This is a genomic window from Candidatus Aminicenantes bacterium (genome assembly GCA_011049425.1).
Taxonomy (GTDB): domain Bacteria; phylum Acidobacteriota; class Aminicenantia; order UBA2199; family UBA2199; genus UBA876.
Window position 1 is genome coordinate 1 of record DSBM01000040.1, and the last position, 11,780, is coordinate 11,780.

The 11,780-nt window shown below is 58.0% G+C and carries 13 protein-coding genes; 5 read left to right on the plus strand and 8 right to left on the minus strand.

Translation table 11 applies throughout. The features are described from left to right. Window positions 1-437 precede the first annotated feature (437 nt). From amrS to ENN40_02915, 3 genes are read right to left on the minus strand one after another with little or no spacing between them, the layout of a single operon-like run. A complete protein-coding gene (gene amrS / locus ENN40_02905; protein ID HDP94290.1) occupies window positions 438-1,442 on the minus strand; it encodes an AmmeMemoRadiSam system radical SAM enzyme in 1,005 nt (334 codons plus the stop codon). A 7-nt stretch (window positions 1,443-1,449) separates the two neighbouring features. Continuing rightward, complete coding sequence (locus ENN40_02910; GenBank protein ID HDP94291.1) at window positions 1,450-1,779, minus strand: thioredoxin; 330 nt, start codon at window positions 1,777-1,779, stop codon at window positions 1,450-1,452. Further along, window positions 1,772-3,223: a glycogen synthase gene (locus tag ENN40_02915; GenBank protein HDP94292.1), complete on the minus strand. Its 1,452-nt coding sequence runs from the start codon at window positions 3,221-3,223 to the stop codon at window positions 1,772-1,774. The genes ENN40_02910 and ENN40_02915 overlap by 8 nt, the downstream gene beginning before the upstream one ends. 477 nt (window positions 3,224-3,700) lie before the next feature. Between ENN40_02915 and ENN40_02920 the strand changes: the two genes are divergently transcribed. From ENN40_02920 to ENN40_02930, 3 genes are all read left to right on the plus strand, one after another. Beyond that, the gene (locus ENN40_02920) at window positions 3,701-4,609 is read left to right on the plus strand and encodes a DUF89 family protein (protein HDP94293.1); all 909 of its coding nucleotides are present in this window, start codon (window positions 3,701-3,703) and stop codon (window positions 4,607-4,609) included. A 162-nt stretch (window positions 4,610-4,771) separates the two neighbouring features. Beyond that, window positions 4,772-5,782: a DUF362 domain-containing protein gene (locus ENN40_02925; protein HDP94294.1), complete on the plus strand. Its 1,011-nt coding sequence runs from the start codon at window positions 4,772-4,774 to the stop codon at window positions 5,780-5,782. A 96-nt stretch (window positions 5,783-5,878) separates the two neighbouring features. Next, window positions 5,879-7,591 (plus strand): LysM peptidoglycan-binding domain-containing protein, encoded by a 1,713-nt coding sequence (locus ENN40_02930; protein ID HDP94295.1) that lies wholly within the window; start codon window positions 5,879-5,881, stop codon window positions 7,589-7,591. A gap of 30 nt (window positions 7,592-7,621) precedes the next feature. Here ENN40_02930 and ENN40_02935 read toward each other — a convergent pair whose 3' ends face one another. Genes ENN40_02935 through ENN40_02955 form a run of 5 tightly spaced genes read right to left on the minus strand, consistent with a single transcriptional unit; the run spans window position 7,622 to window position 10,264 of the window. Then, window positions 7,622-8,026: a GGDEF domain-containing protein gene (locus tag ENN40_02935; protein HDP94296.1), complete on the minus strand. Its 405-nt coding sequence runs from the start codon at window positions 8,024-8,026 to the stop codon at window positions 7,622-7,624. Beyond that, window positions 8,023-8,589, minus strand: a complete 567-nt coding sequence (locus tag ENN40_02940) for a hypothetical protein (protein HDP94297.1) — start codon at window positions 8,587-8,589, stop codon at window positions 8,023-8,025. The genes ENN40_02935 and ENN40_02940 overlap by 4 nt, the downstream gene beginning before the upstream one ends. A 56-nt stretch (window positions 8,590-8,645) precedes the next feature. Beyond that, window positions 8,646-9,167, minus strand: a complete 522-nt coding sequence (locus ENN40_02945) for a pantetheine-phosphate adenylyltransferase (protein ID HDP94298.1) — start codon at window positions 9,165-9,167, stop codon at window positions 8,646-8,648. Beyond that, window positions 9,160-9,810 carry a hypothetical protein gene (locus ENN40_02950; protein ID HDP94299.1) on the minus strand — a complete coding sequence of 217 codons (651 nt, stop codon included), beginning with the start codon at window positions 9,808-9,810 and terminating at the stop codon, window positions 9,160-9,162. The genes ENN40_02945 and ENN40_02950 overlap by 8 nt, the downstream gene beginning before the upstream one ends. Next, entirely contained in the window at window positions 9,746-10,264 is a 519-nt protein-coding gene (locus ENN40_02955; GenBank protein ID HDP94300.1) for a dCMP deaminase family protein, read from the minus strand. The genes ENN40_02950 and ENN40_02955 overlap by 65 nt, the downstream gene beginning before the upstream one ends. Window positions 10,265-10,339: 75 nt before the next feature. Here ENN40_02955 and ENN40_02960 point away from each other — a divergent pair, with 75 nt between their 5' ends. Both ENN40_02960 and ENN40_02965 read left to right on the plus strand, forming a co-directional pair. Continuing rightward, a complete protein-coding gene (locus ENN40_02960) occupies window positions 10,340-10,957 on the plus strand; it encodes a M48 family peptidase (GenBank protein HDP94301.1) in 618 nt (205 codons plus the stop codon). A gap of 181 nt (window positions 10,958-11,138) precedes the next feature. Further along, window positions 11,139-11,780, plus strand: a 642-nt coding sequence (locus tag ENN40_02965; GenBank protein HDP94302.1) for an AAA family ATPase, incomplete at its 3' end; no start/stop codon positions are given.

Genomic DNA, 11,780 nt, shown 5'->3' on the forward strand with positions numbered 1-11,780 from the left:
GCGTTCGCTTATGCTTTATGCCCTGCGGGTATGTATGCCCTCTGGGTACTCATCACAACAATTTCTCGCTCATCATCTATGCGGATTTACCCACACGAAACGTAATAGAACCAAAAGTTGAAGGACTCTTTCGGGCGTAAAAGGGAAGAAGTTGAAAAAGTGGTAGGGGCGAAAAATTTTTCGCCCCTTGTTTTTCCACCCTCAACTCTCTCAACTTCTTTTTCTGCTTTCTACGTTCTACCTTCTACTAGATCTTCCGAGATCCTCCTATGATTTCTCCCGAGAACTTCTACCTTCTACTTTCTACTGGTTTCTACTGGGCGGCCACGGAGGGCCGCCCCTGCGCTCGCCCCTCGCCCTTCGCCACTTGCCAGGTGCTTTTACTTTCGACTTTTCACTTTTATCTTTTCACATGATTTCGCCAATAGCTCCTCGCCTCATTTCCACACCCCGGTGATCTCGTTTCCGCAGGCCCGGCATCTTCCGTTTTCAATGCCGGCTGCACGGGCGGAGTACCCGCGGCGGCTGATCAGTACGACGCCGCAATCGGGGCAGCGGGTGTTCGACCACTCCGCCTCCCCCACGTTGCCGGCGTACAGGTAGCGCAAGCCGGCTTCCCGGGCCTTTTCCAGTGCCGCTTCGACCACCCGGGTTTCCGTGGGGGGCAAGTGCATGTGGTACTGGGGGTGGTAGCGTGAAACGTGCCAGGGAATACGCGCATCCAGGTCATAAAGGAAAGCAACCACCCGGTCCAATTGCGCCTCGTCCGTGTTCATTCCCGGAATCAACAAAGTGGTGACTTCCAGCCGGATTCCCGCTTCGTGCATGGCCGTGATGGTATCCAGCACGGGTTGCAGGCGGCCGCCACATTGCTCGCGATAAAAGTCATCGGAACCGGCCTTGAGGTCCACGTTGGCCGCGTCCATCCATGGGGCGATGAGCGCAAGGCCGTCCGGACTGATGTAACCGTTGGTGATCATGGCGTTTTTCAAGCCCCGGGAATGGGCCAGTTTGGCGGTTTCCAGCATGAGTTCGAAAAAGACCGTGGGTTCCGTATACGTATAGGCGATGGAGCGACAACCGGCATCCAGGGCTGCCTGCACCAGGTCTTGCGGCGGGATGGGTTCGCCCAGGGGCCCCCGGCTGGGATCCACCTGGGAAATGGCGTGATTTTGACAGAAACGGCAGCGGAAATTGCAGCCCATGGCGGCCAACGAGAAAGATAACGTGCCGGGCAGAAAATGGTAAAGGGGCTTTTTTTCAATAGGGTCGCTGTGGGTGGTGACTACACGGTCGTAGTTCAGGCTGTACAGGCAGCCGTCACGGTTGAGGCGCACACGGCAGATTCCGGTCTTTCCGTTTTCGATGCGGCAGTAATGGGCGCACAGGCGGCACTGGACGGCCTGACCCTCCAGCGGCTGCTGCAAAAGGGCGGAAATCATCTTAACCTCAAGTGGAATCGCCTGTCAGGCCGCTGAGCTTCTCTTGAATGGCCTGGAAAGAAACGGCCCCAACCAGCTGGCCTGTTACGCTGCCGTTAATCATAAACAACATGGTGGGTACGCTGCGGATGCGAAAACGGGCCGTGGTCTGTGGGCTGTCATTGACATTGACTTTCAGGAATTGAACCTTACCCTTGAACTCATCCGCCATGCGTTCCAGCACGGGCTCGATCTGGCGGCAGGGAGCGCATGTGGGCGAAGAGAATTCCACTAGGACGGCGCCGGAAGCGGTCCTGGAATTGAATCCGGCGTCGTTTACAATCTCCATTTTACTCATGTTGGTCTCCGTTGGATAGAATGCGGCCGTATAGTTCGGCGTAATTAGTTGCGGCCCGGTCCCAGGAAAAGTCGCATGCCATGGAAGTGGCGCGCAGGCGTGCCAGGCGCGATGGCTCGGAAACAGCGCGGATCGCCCGTTTCAGGGCGCGGAACAGACCTGCGGCATGGGGGCGGTCAAAGAGAAACCCCGTTCCCTCTTTGGCCGTATCGGCATCCGTTATTGTGTCCGCCAGTCCGCCGGTTCGGCGTACCACGGGTATGGTTCCGTAACGCAGGGCGTAGATTTGTGCCAGCCCACAGGGCTCGTAGCGCGAAGGCATGAGGAAGAGGTCCGCCGCCGCCTGCAGGCGGTGGGCCAGGGGCTCGCTGAAGCGGGGGATAAAACATATTCCGGGATTGGCCGCGGCCAGGTGTCGCAAGCCTTTTTCCAGCCCGGGGTCGCCAGTGCCCAGGATCACGGCCCGCATCGATTCCGGAGCCAGTCGCGCCAATGCGCGTGTCAGGATGTCCGCGCCTTTCTGGTGCGCCAGGCGGGTGACGGCAACGCCCAGGGGGATGTGCAAGGGCCAGTCGAGCCCCAGTTCCTGCATCAGGGCCGTACGATTGATACGCTTGCCTGTGAGTGCGTCCTGTTTACCGTAGGTACGGTAAATATGAGGGTCGCTGCGGGGATCCCAGACTGAATAGTCCGCGCCGTTGAGGATGCCCCTCAATTTGTGTTGATAACGCCGCAGTACGCCTTCCAACCCGGCGCCATACTCGGGTTTTAGAATCTCCCGGGCGTAAGTCGGGCTGACCGTGGTGATGGCGTCACTGAAAATAATACCCGCCTTAAGGCAGTTGATGTTTCCAAAGAACTCCAGGTTGTCCGGCGAAAAGTATTCCCCGGGCAGATCCAGCAGTGCAAAGAAATGGCCGGGAAAAACTCCCTGGTAATGGAGATTGTGGATGGTCAGTACGGTGGCCGGACGTCCCCTGCGAGGCGGGTTGCGATCCAGCATCAGGGGGAGCAGAGCGGTTTGCCAATCATTGGCATGCACCAGGTCGACGCGGCGGCGGGAAGAGTGGATCCAGGCCATGACTCCCAATTGGAACACCAGGAAGCGAACCAGATTGTCCGGATAGGGTCTTGCTCCGTCACCGTAAAGAAAGGCGCGGTGAAACATCAACTCCTGGCCCACCCAGACCACTTTCAGGCGCGGGGTCAGGCTTAGCGTTCGGAAAGTTACCGGGTAAGCGGTTCCGCCCACGTTTACATGCGCCTGCGCGCTTACAACCGCTTCCGGCGGCCGGGTTGCGGCCGGCTCGGAGTAATCGGGAAGAATCAAAGTAACCTTTGCATGTCGGGCGGCCAGGTAACGGGGCAGGGCTCCGGCCACGTCGCCCAGGCCGCCGGTTTTGGACCAGGGCGCGGCTTCGGATGCGACAAATACCACATGCATGAACCCCTCCAGCGGACGTTGCCGCCTGATCCCATTCTACCCGCCAACTCAAGCGCGAGTCAAATGCAAAGAACGGCTAATGGCAAAGGGCGAGGGGTAAGAGGCCAGGGGCAATGGGCCAGGCGATTGGCGAGAGGCAATGGATGAGCGGCGAGGGGCAGGGGCACAGTCGAAAGTCTAAAGTAAAAGCACCTGGCAATTGGCGAAGGGCGAGGGGCGAGCGTAGGGGCGGCCCTCCGTGGCCGCCCAGTAGAAACCAGTAGAAAGTAGAAGGTAGAAGTTCTCGGGAGAAATCATAGGAGGATCTCGGAAGATCTAGTAGAAGGTAGAACGTAGAAAGTAGAAAAAAGCATTAAGGTTTTTTGTCTCCTGCCACCTTTTTTCTCTTCAACTTTACAACTCTTCAACTTTTCAACTCTGTCTTTATTTGCCATCGCCGCATGGGAAAGGTATAATGGCCCCTTTTCGGAGCTTTCCATGAAGATGAACCGCCATTGCCATATCTGCATCCTGCAACAGATCGTACGTGCGGCCACCCACCTGGGTCTGGATGATTCAAAGCAGGAGGAAGTGTACGGCCGGGTGCTGATGCGTACCGCCGGCATGGACTACCGGAAATGCACTGCGCCGGAGTTTGCCTCCGTGGCCCACGGCGTCCTCTCGGGCATGACCGGGGATCCCGACCCATATGCCACGGCCAAGCGTGAACAGAACCAGATGATCCTGGACCGCCTGGATTATTTCCGTTCGCGCATCTCAGCGGCAACCGATCCCTTGGCCGCGGCCGCCAAGTACGCGTTGATGGGCAATATCATCGACCTGGGAGCGGCCCAGCTATTTGATACGGAATCTGTTTTCAATGATCCCGAAAACTTCCCGGTCGGTCCGGATGACCTGGAGCGGTTGCGCCGGATCCTGCAAAAGGGGCGCCGCCTGCTGGTGATTGGAGACAACGCGGGTGAAGCTGTTCTGGACCGTCTCTTTATCGCTGAGATCCGCCGCGAGTACCCCCAACTGCAGGTGGGCTATGCCGTGCGTTCGCGTCCGGCCATCAACGACGTGATCGCGACCGATGCCCGCCACGCCGGCCTGGACAAGGTTGCGGAAATCATGCCATCGGGTTCAGCCTGCGCCGGCACCCTGCTTTCCCATGCCACCCCCCAATTCAGCGAATGGTTTCACGGCGCGGATGCCGTGGTGGCCAAGGGCCAGGGCAATTTTGAAACCCTGGAAAATGCTCAGCGTCCCGTGGTCTTTATGTTCCGCGTCAAGTGTGACGTGGTAGCGCGTTTCGTTGGCTTGCCACTGGACACACCCATCATGGCTTTCCGTGATTCCCTGCCCACTGGGGACGGTGCTTGTAAGTATGTAAATACGGATTCTTGAATTCTTGGATGCTTTTCGCAACCCCTTTCAAAAGACGCATAAATCCGGCGCTGTCCGTATCTGCATACTTACAAGCACGTCCCCATGTGGGTTTTTTTTGCCATGTTGGGTGGTGAATGGTATAATCCCCCATGATGTCCTGCCGCTATAGTGCCTGAACCCATGAAACGCAAACAAGTTGCTTTAACCAGGGAAACCCGACGCGCCAGGTGCGTTCCCAAAATCATGGATGCCATCGCGCCCTACCTGGGATTGCGGTCCGGCGACCGCGTGGCCATAAAAGTCAACCTGTCGGGTTCCCGGGAAATCTATGCCAATACCAGTTATGCCGCGGTTGAGTCGCTGATTTTTTACCTCAAAGAGCAGTTTGGAATCCGTGAAATCGCCGTGATCGAGGGCTCTGACGGGGCGTTCTTCTCTAATCGTTCAACCTGGGATATTTTCTACAAATTTCGTTACAAAGAAGTGGAATTGAACGGCGCCCGGTTGGTCAATCTGGATGATCTGGAACACAACGAAACCCTCTTGGTTCAAACTTTGTCCGGCGGGCAGACCGTCCATTTTTCACGCTTTGATGCGGATTACTTGATCAGCGTTGTACCACCCAAAACCCACAACATCTTTCCGGTTTCTCTGGCCATCCCCAACCTGGTGGGTTTCGTGCGTCCCGAGGAACGGGTACTGATGTTCGGAGCGTCCCGCAATGAAATGCGCCGGCTCAGTTTCAGCGGCAACCAGCGCTATTTTCAACTTATCGCCAACGCCGGGCGCAATTTCGCCGCTTTGCTGGGAAAAATCAGCCCCGACCTTGTCTTGATCGATGGTTTGTACGGTATGGAGGGCAAGGGCCCGATCAAGGGCAGCCCCGTGTTTCATGGTTTTGCCGTGGCATCCGAGGATGCTGTCCAGGCGGATGCCATGGCCACTTATGTAATGGGTATAAACGTCAACGACGTGAGTTACCTGAAGTACGCCTCCGAAGCCGGCCTTGGCAATCTTTGCTGGCAGAATGTAATCGGCGCGGATCCCGCGCAAGTGAAATTTCCCTATCGTCCGCACCCGCTGTATCCACGACAGCGCTGCTGGCTCAAACATGCGGAAAGGGGCGTCGCTGCAGGGGCCCGGAGCGATGGCGCTTCCGACCAGTGCGGCAGCGGCTCATCCCGGCGCTGATGCGGGAACAGTCAACAGTGAGCCGGGCCGCCTGAATTGACACTACCTGGTGACAATGTTATAGAGGTAGACTGAAAATACTCCGGAGATATCCACATGCATTTTCGATTCCGACTCACCTGTTTGTTTTTGCTTCCCTTGGCGATGGGTTGTGCCCGGCACGCCCAGCCACCCCGAATGGAACCGCCTCCAGTCAGCGTACCCGCGGAGGAAGCCCCCTCGGTTAACGAAGCGGAACCGGCACCTCCGCCGGTTGAGCTTACAGACGGTCAGCGCATGGAGCAGGCATTGCAGGCGTATCAGCAAGCGCTGGAGGCCTGGGAAGCAGGAGATACCGAAGGCGCCATGACGGGTCTCGACGCGGCGTATGCCCTGCTGTTGAAAGTGGAAGCGTCCACCGAATCAACCCTGGCGGATGAAAAGAATGACCTGCGGCTCATGATCGCCCGTCGTCTGGTGGAGATCTTTGCATCCGACCAGGTTGCGGTGGGGGAGAATCACCGCTTTATCCGCCTGGAAGAGAACGAGCACGTACTCAAAGAGATTAAACGCTTTCAGACAGTGGAGCGGCGTTTCTTTGAGGAATCTTATCAGCGCTCCGGCCGTTATCGCCCTATAATGGTGCGGGAGTTGCAGGCGGTGGGGTTGCCCGCGGATCTCTCCTGGATTCCCTTGATTGAAAGCGGTTTTAAATTGCGGGCCTACTCGCGCGCCCGCGCCCTGGGGTTGTGGCAGTTTATCTCATCCACGGGTTATCGTTTCGGGCTCAAAAAGGACCGCTGGGTGGATGAGCGCATGGATCCGCTCAAGGCCACCCGGGCGGCGGTTCAGTACCTGAAGGAATTACACGGATACTTCGGCGATTGGAGTACGGCCCTGGCCGGGTACAACTGCGGGGAATTCCGGGTACAGCGGGTAATCCGCGCTCAGCGCATCAACTATCTGGACAATTTCTGGGACCTCTATCTTATGTTGCCTCGGGAAACGGCACGCTTTGTACCCCGGTTTATCGCCACGCTGATGATCGTGCGTGATCCGCAACGGTACGGTTTTGAATTGCCCCCTCCGGATGCGCCGCAAGATACCGAGATCGTGGTGATCCATCAGCCTTTGAAGTTGTCCGCGTTGGACCACAAATTGGGCCTGGAACCGGGTAGGTTGGCGGAGTTGAATCCCGAGTTGCGCCACCAGGCCACGCCCGACCGGGAATACACGCTGAGGGTTCCCGGCGGTTCAGCCAGGCAGGCCCTGGAAGCGGTGGCGCAAATCTCCCGCTGGATTCCGCCTGAAGCCACCTACGTGATCCATTATGTGCGTCCCGGGGAAACGGTGTCCGGAATCGCCAGCCGCTACCGCACTTCTTCGCGGCAGATTGCAAGGTTGAATCGGTTGCGGAGCAATTTTCTGATTCGCCCCGGCCAGCGGCTGAAAGTTCCCGCCCGTGGCGCGCTTGCGCCGCCCCAGCCGCAGTCGCAAAAAGCCGCCCCGTTACAAATCGCAGGCAACGGCAAGCCCGCCTATACGGTGAAACGCGGCGATTCGCTTTATCGCATCGCCACCATGTTCGCGGTATCCGTAAAGGAGTTGCGTGACTTCAACAACTTGTCCGGCAACCGCTTGCATGTGGGACAGGAATTGACCATTCCCCACAAAATCCCCGAGGGAGCGCGGACCTACGTGGTACGCCCCGGTGATACGCCCTACGACATCGCCCGCAAACACAACATGACACTGCAGCGTTTTTTGAGTCTCAACCGTCTGGGCGGCCGCACCCCCATTTACCCGGGGCAGACGGTCTGGGTGCAATAGGGGAAACCGGGTTTCTGGAAGGCAATTCCGTTAAAAATCACCGGGTTCGCCGTTGGGCGGGTATACCCATATGCGGTTGCGACCGGCGTGTTTGGCGGCGTAGAGCGCCTGGTCGGAGCGTTGGACGGCGCTTTGAATGTCATCTTCTCCCAGCAATTGCGAAATGCCGAACGAGGCGGTGACTTTGCGGTCCAGGTCGCGGATGTTCATTTCCCCCAGAGCGGCCTGAATGCGACGGGCGCAGGCCTTGGCCTGAATCACCGCGGAGTGGGGAAGCAGCATCAGGAATTTTTCACCGCCCCAACGGCATGAAGTGTCTTCCACCCGCATCTGTATGCGGATCAATGCGCCCACCGCGGCCAGGACCCTGTCTCCCATCGGGTGCCCGAAATCGTCGTCAATGGCTTTAAAATGGCCCATGTCCATCATGATCATTGAGCAATCCAGTCCGTGGCGGGTAACCAGCGCGGCTTCTCACGCCGCATGATGGGGACAAGGGCACGGCGGTTCTTGAGACCGGTCAAGGGGTCGGTGACGCTTAGCTCAATGATGCGGCGATTGGCTCGAGCCAGTTCGTCGCGACTTTTGCGATAGGAGCGGTTAAGTTGCAACAAATTGTCGTTCAGGCGGGAAATGTCTGTCAAGACGCTTGGCCTGGCGGGATCATCAAGTTCTCCCAGAAAAAGGATCCCTCTGGCGGTAACAAAAAAATAACCCACCAGGCGATGGGCGCCGTCCCGGCCGGGCAGGGAAATCGCCCGGGAGCTGTCCGCCAGTTCAGAGAGAATGGGGTGGACGTGATCGGTGGAGTACTTGTCCGATAGCCAGCGCCCCCGAGCCGGTACGGGCCGTACCGAATCCCGCGGATCCCCGTTTGACGCCAGGACGCACAGGTCGCGATCAAGCAGGATGCAAACCAGGTGGGGCATACCCAGCAGGGCGGCGGGTAGCCCCGGTATCGGATCATCCAGAACCGCAACCAGATCATCCAGGTTCACGATGGTGCCCTCATCGCGTGGTATTCCGCGCCGTATAAAATCGCTGGTTCATGGATCTATCGCTTTTCAGTTAGCGCCGGGTGTTTTTTGGGGGAATGGAATTTTTCCTTCAGGCGCTGGTCCACCACGCCGGGCACCATTTGCTGAATCGATCCACCCAGGCGGTAGATTTCCTTAACCAAGCGCGAGCTGAGAAACGAGTAGCACACGGAGGGGACCAGGAAAATGGTTTCAACCTCACGGTTGATGCGCCGGTTCATCAGCGCCATCTGGAATTCCACTTCGAAATCGGAAATGGCGCGCAGACCCCTTACCACGGTGTGAATGCCTTTGCGGTCCACATAATCCACCAGCAGACCTTCAAAGGCGTCCACTTTAATGCGCGGATTCTTGTTAAAGCATTGGTGAATCATTTCCAGGCGTTCATCCAGGGTGAACAGGGGTTGCTTTTCGGGGTTGGTCAGTACGGCCACGGTGATGTGGTCGAAAATGCGCAAGCCCCGTTCAATGATGTCGATGTGGCCGTTGGTGACGGGATCGTAGGATCCGGGGTAAACCGCGTTTTTGGTATTACTCATGATCAACCTCTAAGGATTTGAGCCAAAGGCGCAGGCGCTGCTTCAGGGTTTCCAGGTCTTTGTCGTTGGCCAGAACGAAATCCGCAACCCGCATGCAATCGCCCACTCGCTGGCCGTCCGGGGGTTCGTTTTCGCCCCATTCCCGTTCCAGGCGTGCCAGCAATTCCGCCTCCGTCAGGCGGTCCGTCTCGCGGGCCCGGGATAGCAGGCGCTGCATGATCTGGGGCAGCGGCGCATCCACGCCCAGCAGGAAAAATGCAGGCAGTTTGCGCAGGGCCTCCACTTCGGCGGGGTTGCGGATGCCGTCTATTACCCAGTGGATGGTGTCAACCTGTTTGCGGATTTGGGCGGCTACCTTTGCGCCCAGAACGCCGCCGCCGCCTTCGCGGCGCATGCGGTTGCCGATGTCCTGCATCCGGGCGCGGTTGACCGGACGTCCCAGGCGCCGGGCTTCCCGGCGCACCATGTCCGACAGGGAAATGTAGACAAATCCATCCGCCTCCAGGAGGCGGGCCACTTCACCTTTGCCGGAGCCCATGCGTCCGGTCAGGCCGATATGCAGCCTGGATCCTGACATTTCAGCCCAGGTAGCGATCGCGGTCGTCGATGATGTCATGGGTTTGCCAGTCCTGAATCCAGTCATCCGCCTGGAACACCCGCCAGGGCGGGTCGCCTTCCGTAACGGAGCAGACCACGCGTCGCAGGCCGGCGTTGATGATCATTTTCTTGCAGATAAAGCAGGGAAAGGCGTTGAGCACGCGTTGGTCTTTCCGGTACTCGCCGTGAATGAACATATCGCCTCCCAAGAGGCTTACTCCGGCGCGGGCGGCGTTGATAATGGCGTTCTGCTCGGCGTGCACGGAGCGGCAAAGTTCGTACTGGGTGCCCGAGGGGATATTGAGTTTCTGGCGCAGGCAGAATCCGTGGTCCAGTGAACTGCGCGTCTTGCGTGGCGCCCCCACGTAGCCCGTGGCGATGATCTGGTCTTCTTTCACGATAATGGCTCCCATCAACACCTTCAGGCAGGTGGAACGGGTGGCCACTACGCGGGCGATGCTGAGGTAATAACGGTCCTTCTTCGGTCTGTCCACGCTCATTGCCCAAGTGTACTCCAACCTTTTATCGGATTGCAAGCGTAGTACAACAACCAGGTTGTCAAAGCAGAAACGGTTATGGTAATGTTCAAGGACATCGTGAAAATTTTGGCTGAGAAAAGAGACATCGATATAATTGAATTCGAAGGCATTACTTTTCACCTGGCACGGCGTCGGGTACGGCGGGCGCGCGTCGAATTCGTGCTCCCGCGGCCGTTGCTCGTGGTACCGTTGCGAGCCCGGCCGCAAGAGGTGTTGCGAGCCAATCGTGAATCCATCCATAGCCGTTATGCCCGTATGTGCGCCAAGTGGCGGTGTGCCCTGCAACTTGACCTGCTGGATCGCAGCGAGGAGCAAACCCGCGCATTGACTGCGGTTTATGTCGAGCGTTATAGTCGGATGCTGCAGGTGGAGTGTCGGCAATTGACCTGGCGGCGCATGACCAGCCGCTGGGGAACATGCAGTGGCAAGGGCGTTATCCGCCTCAACCGTTTCCTGCGCCATGTGCCGGAGCCGCTGGTGGCCTACGTGGTGTTTCACGAAACCCTGCACCTGGCCAACATGCGCCATGACTGTCGTTTCCGCCGCAGCGTGGCGCAGGTGTTTCCCCATTACCGGGAGTTGGACCGGCAACTGGAACTCTACGGTATCCGCATGCGTCACCCGGATTTGGGGACGGTGCTTGTAAGTATGTAAGTAGGTAAATTTAATCTGCGCTCGATTTCAATACTCCCCAACATTGGGAAAATAGGTGGAATTCAAAAATCCAAAAATCCGTATTTACATACTTACAAGCACCGTCCCCAATTGATCCTGATCCGGTTGACTGCGAAACGGCGGCGGGGTACCATGATGTCAGCAAGTTCCAGGAGTCCATATGCACAACGCGATTGCTGAATTGATGAAGCGCATCGGAACGGTGATCCTGGGCAAAGACGCTGAAATCCGCCTGGTGGTGACCTGCCTGCTGGCGCGCGGGCATCTGCTGATTGAGGATCTGCCCGGCATGGGCAAAACCACCCTGGCCCATGCCATCGCCCGCTCCCTGGGCATGCGTTTTTCGCGCATCCAGTTTACCAGCGATATGTTGCCCGCCGACATCATCGGTGTGTCCGTGTTTGACCGCGAAAAAAACCAGTTCCATTTTCATCCCGGTCCTCTGTTCGCCCAATTGGTGGTGGCGGATGAACTCAACCGCGCCACGCCCCGCACCCAGAGCGCCCTGCTGGAAGCCATGGAAGAGCGGCAGGTTTCTCTGGAGGGGACCACCCGCGAGTTGCCGCGTCCCTTTTTCGTGATCGCCACCCAGAACCAGCGCTATCACGTGGGGACTTTTCCCTTGCCGGAATCACAGCTGGACCGTTTCCTCATGCGCTTGCGCCTGGGGTATCCCGACCCGCCGGCGGAGCGGCAGTTGTTAACCGGTGAAAACCGCGCCGATATGGTGCGCGGCCTGCAGTCGGTCATGACCGGGGAAGAGCTGATCCAACTCCAGGATGCCGTCCCGCGGATCCATGCC

Bases quoted from the DNA above. Each gene is read 5' to 3' on its own strand.
- ENN40_02910 (HDP94291.1), bottom strand. From the start codon at position 1,779: ATGAGTAAAATGGAGATTGTAAACGACGCCGGATTCAATTCCAGGACC.
- amrS (HDP94290.1), bottom strand. From the start codon at position 1,442: ATGATTTCCGCCCTTTTGCAGCAGCCGCTGGAGGGTCAGGCCGTCCAG.
- ENN40_02930 (HDP94295.1), top strand. From the start codon at position 5,879: ATGCATTTTCGATTCCGACTCACCTGTTTGTTTTTGCTTCCCTTGGCG.
- ENN40_02955 (HDP94300.1), bottom strand. From the start codon at position 10,264: ATGAGCGTGGACAGACCGAAGAAGGACCGTTATTACCTCAGCATCGCC.
- ENN40_02920 (HDP94293.1), top strand. From the start codon at position 3,701: ATGAAGATGAACCGCCATTGCCATATCTGCATCCTGCAACAGATCGTA.
- ENN40_02945 (HDP94298.1), bottom strand. From the start codon at position 9,167: ATGAGTAATACCAAAAACGCGGTTTACCCCGGATCCTACGATCCCGTC.
- ENN40_02950 (HDP94299.1), bottom strand. From the start codon at position 9,810: ATGACTGGATTCAGGACTGGCAAACCCATGACATCATCGACGACCGCG.
- ENN40_02935 (HDP94296.1), bottom strand. From the start codon at position 8,026: ATGATCATGATGGACATGGGCCATTTTAAAGCCATTGACGACGATTTC.
- ENN40_02915 (HDP94292.1), bottom strand. From the start codon at position 3,223: ATGCATGTGGTATTTGTCGCATCCGAAGCCGCGCCCTGGTCCAAAACC.
- ENN40_02925 (HDP94294.1), top strand. From the start codon at position 4,772: ATGAAACGCAAACAAGTTGCTTTAACCAGGGAAACCCGACGCGCCAGG.
- ENN40_02960 (HDP94301.1), top strand. From the start codon at position 10,340: ATGGTAATGTTCAAGGACATCGTGAAAATTTTGGCTGAGAAAAGAGAC.